General features: G+C 68.6%; 11 protein-coding genes. 9 read left to right on the forward strand and 2 right to left on the reverse strand.

The window, feature by feature from the left end:
- Window positions 1-88 precede the first annotated feature (88 nt).
- The 8 genes from ahcY to trxA all read left to right on the forward strand — a co-directional run bounded on the left by ahcY (window position 89) and on the right by trxA (window position 12976).
- Window positions 89-1498 (forward strand): adenosylhomocysteinase, encoded by a 1410-nt coding sequence (ahcY, locus tag ACQ5J0_RS12390; RefSeq protein ID WP_462567811.1) that lies wholly within the window; start codon window positions 89-91, stop codon window positions 1496-1498.
- A 136-nt stretch (window positions 1499-1634) separates the two neighbouring features.
- A complete protein-coding gene (locus ACQ5J0_RS12395; RefSeq protein WP_462567812.1) occupies window positions 1635-3977 on the forward strand; it encodes a PAS domain-containing sensor histidine kinase in 2343 nt (780 codons plus the stop codon).
- Window positions 3974-4411: a tRNA (adenosine(37)-N6)-threonylcarbamoyltransferase complex ATPase subunit type 1 TsaE gene (gene tsaE, locus ACQ5J0_RS12400; RefSeq protein WP_462567813.1), complete on the forward strand. Its 438-nt coding sequence runs from the start codon at window positions 3974-3976 to the stop codon at window positions 4409-4411. The genes ACQ5J0_RS12395 and tsaE overlap by 4 nt, the downstream gene beginning before the upstream one ends.
- Complete coding sequence (locus ACQ5J0_RS12405; RefSeq protein ID WP_462567815.1) at window positions 4408-5382, forward strand: aminoglycoside phosphotransferase family protein; 975 nt, start codon at window positions 4408-4410, stop codon at window positions 5380-5382. Before tsaE ends, ACQ5J0_RS12405 begins: the two co-directional genes overlap by 4 nt.
- Entirely contained in the window at window positions 5379-6101 is a 723-nt protein-coding gene (locus ACQ5J0_RS12410; protein ID WP_462567816.1) for a nucleotidyltransferase family protein, read from the forward strand. Before ACQ5J0_RS12405 ends, ACQ5J0_RS12410 begins: the two co-directional genes overlap by 4 nt.
- Window positions 6094-9114, forward strand: a complete 3021-nt coding sequence (addB, locus tag ACQ5J0_RS12415; protein ID WP_462567817.1) for a double-strand break repair protein AddB — start codon at window positions 6094-6096, stop codon at window positions 9112-9114. Before ACQ5J0_RS12410 ends, addB begins: the two co-directional genes overlap by 8 nt.
- Window positions 9111-12599: a double-strand break repair helicase AddA gene (gene addA, locus ACQ5J0_RS12420; RefSeq protein WP_462567818.1), complete on the forward strand. Its 3489-nt coding sequence runs from the start codon at window positions 9111-9113 to the stop codon at window positions 12597-12599. Before addB ends, addA begins: the two co-directional genes overlap by 4 nt.
- Window positions 12600-12655: 56 nt before the next feature.
- On the forward strand, window positions 12656-12976 hold the full coding sequence (gene trxA / locus ACQ5J0_RS12425; RefSeq protein WP_462567819.1) for a thioredoxin: 321 nt from the start codon (window positions 12656-12658) through the stop codon (window positions 12974-12976).
- Here trxA and ACQ5J0_RS12430 read toward each other — a convergent pair.
- On the reverse strand, window positions 12973-13773 hold the full coding sequence (locus ACQ5J0_RS12430; protein ID WP_462567820.1) for an inositol monophosphatase family protein: 801 nt from the start codon (window positions 13771-13773) through the stop codon (window positions 12973-12975). The two genes, trxA and ACQ5J0_RS12430, sit on opposite strands and share 4 nt — an antisense overlap.
- Window positions 13770-14996, reverse strand: a complete 1227-nt coding sequence (gene argJ / locus ACQ5J0_RS12435; RefSeq protein WP_462567821.1) for a bifunctional glutamate N-acetyltransferase/amino-acid acetyltransferase ArgJ — start codon at window positions 14994-14996, stop codon at window positions 13770-13772. The genes ACQ5J0_RS12430 and argJ overlap by 4 nt, the downstream gene beginning before the upstream one ends.
- Before the next feature lie 47 nt (window positions 14997-15043).
- Between argJ and ACQ5J0_RS12440 the strand changes: the two genes are divergently transcribed.
- Entirely contained in the window at window positions 15044-15355 is a 312-nt protein-coding gene (locus ACQ5J0_RS12440) for a hypothetical protein (RefSeq protein WP_462567822.1), read from the forward strand.
- Window positions 15356-15420: the final 65 nt, after the last annotated feature.

Genomic DNA, 15420 nt, shown 5'->3' on the forward strand with positions numbered 1-15420 from the left:
GCTAGGGGCCTCGACGAATTGGCGCCGCCGCGTTTCCACAGGCTGGCGCCCCTCTATTTATCCCGATAGCAGCCCAAAGGACCCGCCCGTGACCGACTTCACCGATTACGTCATCAAGGACATTGCGCTCGCCGATTACGGCCGCGCCGAGATCGCCATCGCCGAAACCGAGATGCCCGGGCTGATGGCCACGCGCGAGGAATATGGTGCCGCGCAGCCGCTCAAGGGCGCGCGCATCACCGGCTCGCTGCATATGACCATCCAGACCGCCGTGCTGATCGAGACGCTGGTGGCGCTGGGCGCCGAAGTGCGCTGGGCGACCTGCAACATCTATTCCACGCAGGATCACGCCGCTGCCGCGATCGCCGCGCAGGACATTCCGGTCTTCGCCATCAAGGGCGAGAGCCTGGCGGATTACTGGGATTATGTCGGCCGGATCTTCGACTGGTCGACCGAGGACGACCAGGACCTCACCACCAATCTCATTCTCGACGACGGCGGCGATGCGACGATGTTCGCGCTGTGGGGCGCGCGGATCGAGGCGGGCGAGACCATGCCCGAGCCGCAGAACGCCGAAGAGATCGAGATGCAGCGCGCGCTCAAGGACTTCCTCAAGCGCAAGCCGGGCTATCTGACCAAGAGCGTCAAGGCGATCAAGGGCGTCTCGGAAGAGACAACCACCGGGGTCCACCGCCTCTACCACCTCGCCAAGCAGAACAAGCTGCCGTTCCCCGCGATCAACGTCAACGACAGCGTGACCAAGTCGAAATTCGACAATCTCTACGGCTGCCGCGAGAGCCTGGTCGATGCCATCCGCCGCGCCACCGACGTGATGCTCTCGGGCAAGGTCGCCTGCGTCGCGGGCTATGGCGATGTCGGCAAGGGTTCGGCGCAGTCGTTGCGCAATGGCGGCGCGCGCGTGCTGGTGACCGAGATCGATCCGATCTGCGCGCTGCAGGCGGCGATGGAGGGTTTCGAGGTGACGACGATGGAGGATGCGGTGACCCGCGCCGACATCTTCTGCACCACCACCGGCAATGAGGACGTCATCACCGCCGAGCACATGAAGGCGATGAAGCCGATGGCGATCGTGTGCAACATCGGCCATTTCGACAGCGAGATCCAGATCTCGGCGCTCGACAATTACGAATGGACCGAGCTCAAGCCGGGCACCGATCTGGTCAAGTTCCCCGATGGCAAGGAGATCATCATTCTCGCCAAGGGCCGGCTGGTGAACCTCGCCTGCGCGACGGGTCACCCCAGCTTCGTGATGAGCTGTTCCTTCACCAATCAGGTGCTCGCGCAGATCGAGCTGTGGGAAAACGACAACAAGTACGAGAACGACGTCTACGTCCTGCCCAAGCATCTCGACGAGAAGGTCGCGGCGCTGCATCTCGACAAGCTCGGGGTCAAGCTGACCAAGCTGAGCAAGGTCCAGGCCGACTACATCGGCGTGCCCGTCGAAGGGCCGTTCAAGCCCGAACATTACCGCTACTGAGCGACGAGACTTCGGGAGCGCTGCAATCCGGCGCTCCCGTGACCTCCGCTCTGGTTGATCGGGGACGCAGCTGCCCGGTGGGTGGCGCGGCCCTAAGCCATTGCATCGCCGTCCACTCGCGCATAGCTGGACGGCGATGGATTCCTCGCCCTTCTTGCTGACGCTGATCGGTCTGCTGCTCGCGCTGTGGACCGTGGCAGCAGGCTGGATCATGATCCGCGCCAGCACGCGGGTGCAGGCCGCCGAGGGGACCAAGCGCGCGGTGCGGCGGTTGTCGCGGATGATCGAGGAATCTCCCGCGATTCCGCTGCTGGTGCGCGCCGACGGCCGGATCGAGGCGCCCGAGCGGCTCGCCGGCTGGATCGGCCTTGCGGCAGTGCCCCAATATCTCAGCGAGCTTTCCCCATCGGGTCCTGGCGGGCTGGAGGAAGATCAGCTCGAACAGCTCACGACCCACGTCCGGCGGACGCAGAAGACCGCCGCGCCGTTCCAGATGACGCTTCGCCCCAAGGGTTCGCAGCGAGCGCTGGCGCTGCGCGGATCGCTCGCCGATCCTAATGTCTCTCCCAGCGGAGCGGCGCTGGTCTGGGTGTTCGATTTCACCGACAGCGAAGAGGAAGTCGCCGCGCTGCGGGAGGAAACCGCGCGGGCGCGCGAGGATTTCGGCGCGCTGGTCGGGCTGATCGAGGCCGCGCCGATGCCGATGTGGTTTCGCAGCCCGCAGATGCAGCTGCGGCTGGTCAACACCGCGTATGTCACGGCGGTCGGGGCGCAGAGCCCGGATGAAGTCGTCGCCAGGCAGATCGAGCTGATCGAGAAGGTCGACGGTCTCAGCGCCGCCGAGGTCGCCAGCCAGGCGGGTGAGCGCCGCAAGCCGATCGAGCGGATCGTCAGTGCGACGATCAAGGGCGAGCGCAGGACCATGCGCGTCACCGATCTCCCGCTAATCGGCGAGGGGATCGCGGGCTACGCAGTCGATATCGAGGAGATGGAGGAGCAGGCGCGCGAATTCCGTGCTTTCCGCGAGGCGCAGCGCTCGATGCTCGACCAGCTCTCGATCGGCGTGGCGCAGTTCGATTCGCGCCGGCGGATGACCTTCGCCAACCAGCCGTTCCACCGCGTCTTCGCGCTCCCGCCGGGGATCGTCAACGACCGTACCAGTTTCGAACAGATGCTGATGGTGGCGCGCGAGAACGGGCGCATCCCCGAGGTCCGCGATTTCCCCGCGTGGCGCGCCGAGCTGGGCGAATGGTTTCTTTCCGACGAGACGCAGGACGAAGCCTGGCCGCTGCCGGATTCCACCCATCTGCGGATTGTTGCGCAGCCCATGCCCGATGGCGGGCTGGTGATGATCGCCGAAGACCGCACCGAGCAGCTGGCGCTGTCCGCCACCCGCGACACGCTGCTGCGCACACGGACCGCCACCTTCGACAATCTCTTCGAGGCGCTGGCGGTGTTCGCCCCCGACGGACACCTCGAATTGTGGAACCGGAGCTTCACCGGGGTCTGGGGGCTCGATCCCGAAGCGCTCGACGGGCACCCGGTGGCGGAGGACCTGCTCGAGGCGATCACCGAGCAGCTCGCAGACCCCAAGGAGGTCGGCACGATCAACCTCGTGATCCGCTCGGCCACGCTCGACCGCAAGAAAAAGCAGGGCACCGTCCAGCTCAACGACGGACGGACGCTGGAATTTGCGGGCGTGCCGCTGCCCGATGGCAATGGTCTGCTCACTGTGCTCGATGTGACCGCCTCGCGCCAGGCCGAGGAAGCCCTGCGCGAACGCAACCGCGCGCTGGAGGAAGCCGATGCGGTGATGACCCGCTTCCTCGCCAATATGAGCTATGAATTCCGCACCCCGCTGACCTCGATCGGCGGTTTTGCCGAACTGCTCACCAGCGGCGTCGCGGGCGAGCTGACCCCGCAGGCGCGCGACTATGCCGAGGCGATCTCGCTCTCGGTCGGCAAGCTCACCGAGCAGGTCGAGAACGTGCTCGACCTGTCGCAGAGCGAGGCGGGGCTGATGCCGCTCTCGAAGCAGAAGCTCGAGCTGCTGCCGCTGATCACGCAGGTGGTGCGCAAGCGCGAGAGCGCGATCGTCGAGGCCGGGCTGACGCTCGATCTGCGCGGCGATCCGGGCAAGAAGATCGACGCCGATCCGCAGCAGATCCGCCGCGCGATCGCCCATCTGCTCGACAACGCGATCGCCGCGACTCCGCGCGAGGGCAAGATTTCGGTGGAGCTGCGGCAGGCCAAGGGTGTCACCAAGATCACCATCGCCGACAATGGCCGCGGCATGACGCAGCACGAACTGGCCCGGGCGCTGGAGGGCATCCGTCCGACACGCGATGGCAAGGGCATCGAGCGTCGGCAGGGGCTGGGCATCCCGCTGGCGCGGCATCTGATCGAGGCGCACGGCGGCACGCTCGAAATCCACACCCGCAAGGGCGTGGGCACCAGCGCGACGGTCACCCTGCCATGACGATCGAGCTGCCCGATCTCGCGGCGATGGAGAGCTTCGGCCAGCGCATTGCCGCAAAGTTGCGCGCGGGCGATGTCGTGGCGCTCTCGGGTGAGCTGGGTGCGGGCAAGACCACGTTGGCGCGCGCGGTGCTGGCCGCGCTGGGACACCGCGGCGAGGTGCCGTCGCCGACCTTCACCATTGTCGAGAGCTACGATACGCTCGACCCGCCCACGGTGCACGCCGATTTCTATCGCCTTGAGGATACGCGCGAGGCGGAGGAGCTGGGACTGGAGGATTATCGCGAGGGAGCGGCGCTGCTGGCCGAATGGCCCGAGCGCGTCGGCGGCTTTGCGCACGAGGCCGCTTGCCTCTCGGTAACGCTCGAAAAAGTGGGCGAAGGAAGGCGCGCCATTGTGGAAGGCGGCGCAGCTTGGCAAGGCCGCATGCCATGAGCGAATTTCCCCACGGACTTCATTCCTTTATCGAACACGCCGGCTGGAGCGGGGCGACGATCGCGCCGCTGCCCGGCGATGCCTCGTTCCGGCGCTATTTCCGGCTCCACCGCAATGGCGAGACGGCAATGCTGATGCATGCGCCCCCGCCCGAGGAAGACCCGCGCCCGTTCCTGTTCGTCGCGCGCTGGCTGGACGAACATGGCATGCGCGCACCGCGGATCATGGCCGAGCGTGCCGAAGAGGGCTGGGTGCTGACCGAGGATTTCGGCGATCGGCGGATGCGTGAATGGCTCGACGATTACCCCGAGCAGGAGCGGGCTGTGTACGGCGGCGCGGTCGATGCGCTGGTCGAGCTGCACCGCAAGCCGCCCGGCGATTTCGAGCCCTACGACATGGCGGTCTACCAGCGCGAGGCGGGGCTGTTCACCGAATGGTTCTGTCCCGCCGCCGGACTCTCGGTCGACGAGGCGGGCTATTCTGCTGCCTGGCAGGCGGTGCTCGAACCTCTCCTCGCACGCCAGCGCGCCGGCGTGACGGTGCTGCGCGACTATCACGCCGAGAACATCATGCTGCCTCCCGACGACACGCAGGGGCTGATCGATTTCCAGGACGCGCTGGTCGGGCACCGCGCCTATGACCTGGTCTCGCTGCTGCAGGATGCGCGGCGCGAGGTGTCGGTCGAACTCGAACGCGCGATGCTCGACCGCTACCAGGAGGCGGCCGGGGCTGACGCCGAGTTCGAGGCCGACTATGCGCGGCTCGGTGCGCAGCGCAACGCCAAGATCGTCGGCATCTTCACCCGGCTCGCCAGGCGCGACGGCAAGTCGCGCTATCTCGAACTGATCCCGCGGGTGTGGAACGCCATGGAGCGCGATCTGCGCCATCCTGCGCTGGCCCCGGTCACGCGCTGGTTCGATGCCAATATCCCGCAAGCCCTGCGCGATCGCAACGGGGAGACTGCCGCGTGACCGTGCTGGCCTCCGACACCGCGATGGTCATGGCCGCCGGGCTGGGCAAAAGGATGCGCCCGCTTACCGCCAGCCAGCCCAAGCCGCTGGTGCGGGTCGCGGGCAAGGCGCTGATCGACTACACGCTCGACCGGCTCGCCGAGGCGGGGGTCGCGCGCGCGGTGGTCAATGTCCATTATCTGGCGGATGCGCTCGAGGCGCATATCCGCGGCCGCGAATTGCCCGCGGTGGAGATCTCGGACGAGCGCGAGGCGCTGCTCGAGACCGGGGGCGGGCTGGTCAAGGCGCATGACGCCGGGCTGCTCCCCGATCCGGTGTTCTGCTGCAACGCCGACAGCATCTGGCTTGATGGACCGCGCAACGCCTTTGCCGATCTGTCGGCGGTCTGGGACCCCGAACGGATGGATGCACTGCTGCTGCTGGTAGCGCACAGCCAGACGCACAATTTCACAGGGCCGGGCGATTTCTACATGGATGGCGGCGGACGGCTGAGCCGCAAGCTGCCCTCGCGGATTGCGCCCTTCATCTACACCGGGATCCAGCTGCTCTCGCATCGCCTGCTGCGCGACCCGCCCGAGGGCGCCTTCTCCACCAATGCGCTGTGGGATCGCGCGATCGGCGAGGGGCGGCTCTACGGCGCCGCCTTCACCGGACGGTGGATCGAGGTCGGCCGCCCCGAACACGTCCGGACCGCCGCCGAAGTCCTCACGGGTGGCTGACGCGCGCCATCCGCGGATCTATTCGATCGCCGCGCACCGCGGCTTTGCCGATGCGCTGGTGGCGGGACTGGTGCCGCGGTACCGCGATTCGGAATTCGGACTGGCAAAGCTGACGCTGCTGCTGCCGAGTTCGCGGGCCCAACGCATTATCACCGGGGCCTTCATCCGCCATGCCGGGGAGGAGGACCGCGCCGGACTGCTGATGCCGCGCATGGCGGTGGTCGGCGATCTCGATCTCGACGAGGCGCTGGGCACGCTGCTCGACCCGCTGGGCGCTCCGGACATCCCGCGCGCGATCGACCCGACTCGCCGCTGGCTCGCGCTCGCGCGGCTGATCGGCGAGGAAATGGGCAGCGACGCGCCCAAGGGCGCGACTTTGCTGCGGCTCGCGCGCGAGACCGGCGCCACGATGGACCGCTTGCTGGTCGAGGGCATCGGCCCCGAGGAACTGGTCGGCGAGAATGTGCTGGGTCTGGTGGGCGATCTCTCGGCGCATTGGCAGGCCTCGCTCAGGACCTTCGCGCGGGTCCAGGCGCGCTGGCTTATCTGGCTGGACCAAGAATGCGCGGTCGACAGCGCCGCGCGCCGCAACCGGCTGTTCGAACACGCCGCCCGCCGCTGGCGCGAGGCGCCTCCCGAGACGCCGATCGTCGCTGCGGGGGTGACCAGCGCGGTGCCCGCGCTGGCCGACCTGCTGCGCGTGGTCAGCGAATTGCCCGAAGGTGCGGTGGTGCTCCCCGATCTCGACCTGTCGCTGTCATCTCCGGTCTGGGACGAGCTGGGCCGTGCGGGCGCTGCGCCCGAGCCGGGGGCCGAGCCTTTCGCGCGCGGCGACGCGGTGGCGCATCCGCAATACCACCTCAAGCTGCTGCTCAACCGGATGGGCGTCGCGCGCGAGGAGGTGCAGCAATGGCACCGCAGGGGCGCGGCCGCGGCGCCGCCCGAGCGCAGCCACGCGATCTCCAACCTGTTCCTTCCGCCGATCGCGAGCCGCGAATGGGTGGATCTGCCCGCCGACAAACGCCGTCTGTCCAATGTCCGAATCATGCAGGCCGCCAATCCCGAAGAGGAGGCGCAGGCGATCGCGCTGCTGGTGCGCGAGGCGCTGGAGACCCCCGAAAAACGCATCGCGGTGATCACTCCGGATCGCGCGCTGGCGCGGCGGGTGGTTCATCACCTGGCGCGCTGGGAAATCGTCGCCGACGATTCCGCCGGTCGCCCGCTGTCGCACACCGCCGCGGGGCGGCTGATGCTGCTGCTGGCCGAGGTCGCGGCGAATGGCGCAGCGCCGGTCGCGCTGATGGCGCTGGCGATGCATCCGCTGGTGCATGGCGGGATGGATCGGCGCGAATGGCTGGCGCAGGCGCGGATCGTCGAGCGCGAATTGCGCGGCCCGCGTCCGCGCGAAGGGCTCGAACCGCTCGACGATCTGGTGGCGAAGCTGGGCAAGCATTCGGCGGGGCTGCCCGAGTGGTGGGGCGCGCTGCGCTCGGCGCTGGTGCCGCTGGTGGAGAGTGCGGGCTCGGAACCTCTCGCCGATCTGCTCGACCGTCTCGCGATTGCCGGCGAGGCCCTGTGCGGCGACAGCCTGTGGGCGCGCGAGGACGGACGCGCGCTGGCGCGTTTCGTTGAGGATCTGCGCTTCCATGCGCGCGCGGCTGAGACCCGCGTCGACACCGCCGATTGCGATATCGTGCTGCGCGATGCGATGGACGAGGTCGCGGTCCGCCCGCCCTATGGCGGTCACCCGCGCGTGGCGATCTACGGCCTGCTCGAATCGCGGATGAGCCGCGCCGAGCTGGTGATCTGCGCGGGGCTCAATGAGGGCGTCTGGCCGCCGCGCGGCGGGGTCGATGCGCTGCTCGCGCCCACGGTGCTGCGCGCGCTCGGGGTACCCGGGGCCGATTTCCGCAGCGGGCTGTCGGCGCATGATCTCGCCGGCGCGCTGGGCGCGCCCGAGGTGGTGCTCAGCCGCGCCGCGCGCGATGAGGCGGGGCCGGCGATCCCCTCGCGCTTCCTGCTGCGGGTCCAGGCGCTGCTGGGCGAATTGCTCCCGCGGCACCAGGAGACCGGCGCTATCGAGCTCGCTCGCGCGATGGGCCGGCCGCAAACGCTGCCCGAGCCCTATCCGCGACCCAAACCCATGCCCAGCGCGGCGCAGCGCGACGTGCCGATCGCGGTTACCGCGCTCGACCGGCTGCGCGGCGATCCCTACCAGTTCTACGCCGGTTCGATCCTCGGTCTGCGCACGCTCGACGCGCTCGAGGCCGCGCCCTCGCCCGCGTGGCAGGGCGAGGTCGCGCATGCCATCCTCGAACGCTGGCACGAAGCGCGCCAGAGCGATCCCGCAGCCAAGCTGGCACCGATCATGGACGCGGTCATGATCGAGAAGAACGCCCACCCGCTGATGCGCGGACTGTGGCAGCCGCGCCTGCTGGCCGCGCTCGAATGGGTCGAGGATAGCGTCTCAAGCTACGAGGATCGCTCGGTTGCCGCCTGGGAGCGCAAGGGCGAGATGCAGGTCGACGGGGTCAAGCTCCACGGCCGCGCCGACCGGATCGACCGCCTGGCCGACGGCACGCTCGCGATCGTCGACTACAAAACGGGCTCGCCGCCCTCGGCCAGCATGGTCGAGCAGGGCTTCGCGCTCCAGCTCGGGCTGCTGGGCATGATCGCGCGCGCGGGCGGCTTCGGCAGCGTATCGGGCCAGCCGACGGCGTTCGAATACTGGTCGCTGGGCAAGGCGAAGGACGAGGATAACCGCTTCGGCTTCGGTTATGTCGAAACCCCGCTCAAGCTGGGCAATAAGCGCAGCGGCCTCGCGCCCGAGGATTTCCTCCCCGAGACCGAACGTTATCTCAGGGCCGCCATCGCCGAATGGATCAAGGGCGAGCAGCCCTTCACCGCAAAATTCAATCCCGATTACGCCGGCTATTCGGATTACGACCAGCTGATGCGGCTCGAGGAATGGCTGCCGCGGCTCGCCGACGACGAAACGGAGCAAAGCGCATGAGCGGCGCGGTCTATCCGCTCGCCGGCGCGCAGCGCGACGCGGTCGATCCGCGCGAAAGCGTCTGGCTCTCGGCATCGGCGGGGACCGGCAAAACGCAGGTACTCTCGGCGCGGGTGCTGCGGCTGCTGCTGCAGGAGGGTGTCGAGCCTTCCGATATTCTTTGCCTGACCTTCACCAAGGCCGGCGCCGCCGAAATGGCGGTGCGGGTCAACGAGGTGCTGGCGCGCTGGGTGCGCCTGCCCGATGCGCGGCTGGCCGAGGAGCTGACCCATCTCGGCGCCCCGGTCGATGCCGCGACCCGGTCGCACGCGCGTTCGCTCTTCGCCAGCGTGCTCGACAGCCCCGGCGGGGGCTTGCGGATCGACACCATCCACGCCTTCGCGCAATATCTGCTCGCCGCCTTCCCCGAGGAAGCGCGGATCGCGCCCGGTTCGCGGCCGATGGAGGACCGCGAGCGCGAATTGCTGAGCGAGGAAGTGCTCGGCGACCTGCTGACGGGCGCCGAAGCGAGCAATGATCGCCGCACGCTCGACGCCATTGCCGAAATGAGCCGCCGCAAGGGCCCCGACGGGGTGCGCCGCTGGCTGATGCGCTGCGCCGGGGCGATCCAGCTGTGGACCGGACCCGCTGGCTGGCAGGCGCCGATGCACGCGCGGGTCTGCGGCCTGCTGAGCATTCCTGCGGATGCCGACGGGCACTGGGTGGCGCAGGCCTGCGCCGACGAGGGCTTCCCCGTCGCGCTGTTGCGCGCCTGCCGCGAGGGCAATGCGCAATGGGGCACCAAGACCGGACAGGCTTGTGTGGACTTCGTCGATCGCTGGCTGGCGGCCGGGCCGGTCAAGCGCGTTACGCTGCTCGACGGTTTCTACGGCACGCTGCTGACCAAGACCGGCGAGCCCAAGAGCCTCAAGAACCTCGAGAAGCTCGATCCTGAGTATGGCGGCCGGGTCGCCGAAGTGGTCGGGGCGATCGCGCAGGTCGCCGAGCGGCGCACGCTGGTCGAGCTGGCCACCTTCCTCGCCCCGCAGCTCGAGACCGGTCGCCAATTCGCGCTGATGTGGGACGACGCCAAATCGCGCGAGGGGCTGGTCGATTTCGACGACCAGATCCGCCGCGCCGCCGCGCTGCTCGCCGACAGCGCGATGGGCGACTGGATCCGCTACAAGCTCGACCGCCGCTTCGACCATATCCTGATCGACGAGGCGCAGGACACCAATGCCGATCAATGGGCGATCATCTTTGCGCTCACCGACGACTTCTTCTCCGGGCTGGGTGCCCAGGGCGATGCGATCCGCACCATCTTCACCGTAGGCGATTACAAGCAGGCGATCTTCGGCTTCCAGGGCACCAGTCCGGAGAATTTCGCCTCCGCTCAGCGACGTGTGGCCGAGGACATGGCGCGGCTCGGGCAGGGCGGGGACATAATGGCGGGCGCCCCCGAACCGCGGCGCCTGCGCGATCTCGATCTGGGCCAGTCGTTCCGCACCGCCGAGCCGGTGCTGCGCTTCGTCGACAGGGCGATCGCGGCGATCGGTCCCGCCTCCTTCGGGCTCAAGCGCGCGCCCGAACCGCATGTCGGTCAGGATCGCCCCGGGATCGTGACACTGTGGAACACCGTCTCGGATATCCGCGACGGCGACGAGGACGGGTCCGAAGGCTGGCTCGCGCGGCACGACCGGCGGATGGCCGATCGCATCGCGCAGCAGATCCGCGTCTGGATGGACCCCGACGGCCCGGGCTTCCCGCTGGTCAAGGGCGAGAAACCCGGCCAGGCGCGGCGCGCGAGCCCGGGCGATGTCATGATCCTGGTGCGCAAGCGGCGCGAGCTCGCCTCGCTGATCGTCGCGCGGCTTTACACCCATGGCGTGCCGGTGGCCGGCGTCGACCGGCTGCGGCTGGGCGCCCCGCTGGCGGTCAAGGATCTGATGGCGGCGCTGCGCTTCGCCGCGCAGCCGCTCGACGATCTCAACCTCGCCACTCTGCTGGTCTCGCCGTTGGTGGGATGGACGCAGGACCAACTGCTCGAATACGGCTACCGGCCAAAACAGCAGCGCCTGTGGGAGCATCTGCGCCAGTCGGGCGATCCGCTGGTGGCGCGTACCGTTGCGGCCTTGCGCGAAATCCTGCGCCGCGCCGATTTCGACAGCCCGCAGGCACTGCTCCACTGGCTGCTGGTCGGCTCCTTCGATGGACGCCGCAGGCTGGTCGCGCGGCTCGGCGCCGAGGCCAACGACCCGATCGACGAATTGCTCAACGCCGCCAACGCCTATGCGAGCGCGCACACCGCCAGCCTGCAGGGCTTCATCCGCTGGTTCGATGCCGGCGACGGCGAGCTGAAGCGCGAGGCGGGCGCCAACCGCGACCAGGTGCGGGTGATGACCGTCCACGGCTCCAAGGGGCTGCAGGCGCCGATCGTGATCCTCGCCGATGCCGCGATCGGCCCCGATGCGCCGGGCGAGCTCTCTCTGGTCGATCCCGCGGACGAGCGCAACAAGGTGCCGCTGCCGGGGCTGTCGACGGAGCAGCGGGTGGGCCCGATCGCCGCCGCGCACGAGATCGCGGCGCGCACCGAGATGGAGGAGCACTGGCGCCTGCTCTATGTCGCGATGACCCGCGCCGAGGAAGCCTTGTTCATCGGCGGCTCGCTGGGTCCGCGCGAGGCCAAGCGCGGTACGCCGCACGAGGACAGCTGGTACGCGCGGCTCATGCCGCTGTTCGAGAGCGATCCGCTCGAGGATCCGATCTGGGGTGCCCGCCGAGAATGGGGCGCGACGACCACGATCGTGCCGCGCCAGTCCGAGAACGCCGAGCAATCCACGCCCGAACTGCCCGCTTGGACCGCGACGCCGCCACCCGTCGAAGCGCGGCCCCCGCGACCGCTCTCGCCCTCGGGCCTGGGCGAGGTCGAGGGCAGCGATCCGCCGTTGCCGCCCGAGCATTCGGCGATCGCTGCGCAGCGCGGGGTCCTCATCCACGCCCTGCTCGAGCGTCTGCCCGCAGTGCCCGTTGCGGAGCGCGGGGCGAGGGCGGCTCAATGGCTCGCGCGGCAGGCGCCCGATCTGGGCGAAGAAGAGCGCAGCGAGATGCTCGACCGCGCGCTCGCCGTGCTCGACCACGAGGAATTCGGCGACATCTTCGCTGCGGGCGCGCTCGCCGAGGTGCCGCTCGCGGCGGTGGTCGGCGGCGAAGTGGTGGTGGGCGTAGCCGACCGGTTGCTGGTGACACCTGAGCGTGTGACCGTGGTCGATTTCAAGACCGCGCGCCGCCCGCCCGCGTCGCTCGAACGGGTGCCCGAGGCTACGCTGCGCCAGATGGCCGCCTATGTCGCGGCGCTGGAAACGATCTATCCCGGGCGCGAGGTTCGCGCAGCGCTGCTCTATACCCAGACTCCGCAGTTGATCGCGCTTCCCGCCGATCTGCTCGCCGCTCACAAAGCGCGGTTTTCCGCTCCGCAGGAAAGCTTTGCCTTACCGCCCGTTGAGTAACCGCAGCTAGGGCCTAAATGGTCCGCATAGGGGCCAAACCCCACAGGAGAACCACCATGCCGACCGTTGCCGTTACCGATGCCAGTTTCCAGACCGATGTCCTCGAATCGGACAAGCCCGTGCTGGTCGATTTCTGGGCCGAATGGTGCGGCCCGTGCAAGATGATCGCGCCGGCGCTCGAGGAGTTGAGCGACGAGATGGGCGAGCAGGTTACCATCGCCAAGATGGACATCATGGAGAACACCGGCGTGCCCGGGCAGATGGGCGTGCAGTCGATCCCCTATCTGGTGCTGTTCAAGGACGGCAAGCCCGCCGCGCAGATGCGCGGGGCGGCACCCAAGGGCCAGCTCAAGAGCTGGCTCGAAGGCGAGCTCTAAGCCATTTTGGAATAAAGCGCGGCGAGTTCGTCCCACAGGGCCGGGCTCGCCGCGCCGATCAGCCCGCTGCGCTCGGGCTCGTCGACGCGATAAGGTGAGCCATCGGGCCGCGCGACCCTGCCGCCCGCCTCGTTGAGCCACAGCACTCCCGCGGCGTGATCCCATGCCAAGGTGCGTTCGAACAGCGAGACATCGTTTTCGCCCAGGGCCAGCCGGGGATACTGCTCGGCCGCGCAGCGCGGCGTGTCGACCAGCCTGTAGTGGGGCGCAATATGGTCGCGCACCGCCGCGCGCTGCGCCGGATCGAGAAAGATCGTAGAAATCGCAGCCACCGGTGGGACGTCTCCGGTAGGCCGCGCCGCGAAGCGTTCGCCCTCAAGCCAGGCGCCCTGTCCCGCATGGGCAGCGCAGAAACGGCCCGAAAGGCAATCGTAGATCCAGCCCGACTGGCAGATTCCGTCGGCGCAGCGCGCCAGCAGGATCCCGAAGGGTCCGCGTCCATGGGCAAAATTATGCGTCCCGTCGATCGGGTCGATCACCCAGCAGTCGCCGGCCAGTCCTTCGAGAACTGCGGGATCGGCATGCGCCGCCTCCTCGCCGACGATGGCGATCGAGCCGTCGATTGCGGCGAGACCCTCGGTCAGCATCGCCTCGGCCTCGCGATCGGCGATCGTTACCAGATCGTCCTCGGCCTTTTCGACGATCTGTTCGGGCGCCAGATTGCGATAGCGCGGCAGGATCGCGGTTTCGGTGACGCGGCGCATCAGCGCCTGGATCGCGCGGTCGAGCGGGCTCACGAGCGGTAATCCGCGTTGATGTCGATATAGCCGTGGGTCAGATCGCAGGTCCACACGGTCGCGTGGCCATCGCCGAGCCCGAGATCGACCTCGATGGTGATCTCCTCGCCCTGCAGATGGCGGGCGACCGGTGCCTCGTCGTAATCCTCCAGCGGCTGGCCCTCGCGCGCCGCCCAGACCCCGCCGAAACCGATCGACAACCGGTCGCGGTCGGCGGGTTCGCCGGCCTTGCCCACCGCCATCACAACCCGGCCCCAGTTCGCGTCGCCGCCGGCGATCGCGGTCTTGACCAGCGGCGAGTTGGCGATCGACAGCCCGATCCGCCGCGCGCTCTCGTCGCTCTGCGCGCCCGACACGCTCACCGCGACGAATTTGCGCGCGCCTTCGCCGTCGCGGACAACCAGATGCGCGAGCTCGCGGCAGACGGATTGCAGCGCGGCATAGACCGCGTCGGCTCCCGCATCGTCCCATGAGCGGATTTCGGGATGATCGGCCCTGCCGGTCGCGAAGGCGAGCACCGTGTCGCTGGTCGAGGTGTCGCCATCGACGGTGATGCAGGAGAAGGTCGCGGCGTTGGCCTTTGACAGCATCTCCTGAAGCAGCACCGGGGCGATGCGCGCATCGGTGAAGACATAGCCCAGCATCGTCGCCATGTCGGGCGCGATCATGCCGCTGCCCTTGACGATTCCCGCGAATTCGACCCGGGTCTCTCCCACCATCGCGCTGGCGCCTGCGCCCTTGGTGAAAGTGTCGGTCGTGCCGATCGCCGCGGCTGCCTGCTCCCAGGAGCACGGCTCGGCCTGCAGCGCTGCCGCGACTCCGGCGCGCGCGATGTCGCGGGGCAGCGGCACGCCGATTACCCCGGTCGAGGAGACGAACACCTGTTCGGGCGCGCAGCCGAGCCCCTCGGCGACCTGCGCCACGATCTGCTCGACCGCCTCGCGCCCACGATAGCCGGTGAAGGCGTTGGAATTGCCTGCGTTCACCACCAGCGCCCGGGCGGTGCCCTGATGCAGTTGCTCGCGGCCCATCTCGACTTCGCTCGAACCGCAGGCGCTCTTCGTGAAAACTCCCGCGACAGTCGTCCCCTCGACCAGTTCGATCAGTGTCAGATCCGCACGATCCCATGCCTTGTAGCCCGCGCGCACCGTGCGCGGCGTGACGCCCGCAATGGCGGGCAGGTCGGGGAAGGGGCGGGCAAGCGGAGAGCGAGTGAGGTCCATCCCAGCCCCTTAGAAAGGAAGCGCGGGCGGGTAAACGCGCTTCGGGGGTGGACGCGCTGTGCAGGAAAACCTATTTATCGCGCACGATGCTTCGCCGTCTCCTCACCTGTCTCGCCATCGCGACCGGTCTTGTCGCGGTTTCCGCGCCTGTCCAGGCTTCGGCGATCGGCGCGCTTGAGTCCCAGATCGAGCAGTCCCAGCGGGCCTGCGAGAAGGACCGCAGCGAGGAATGCGCCTGCATCGAACGCCAGCGTCAGCAACGCGCCCGGGGCGAAAAGCCCGCGCCCTGCCGCACCGCGACCCCGCTTCGGATCTACATTCCGACCGTGCACTTCGGCGCCGACCGCGCATACGAATAGCCACGCGCGGGGGCTGAATATGCCCCGATGGCCTGTTTTCTGCCTGGCGGCCATGAGGCGCCCGG

It is taken from the genome of Qipengyuania sp. SM2512, from assembly GCF_054954005.1.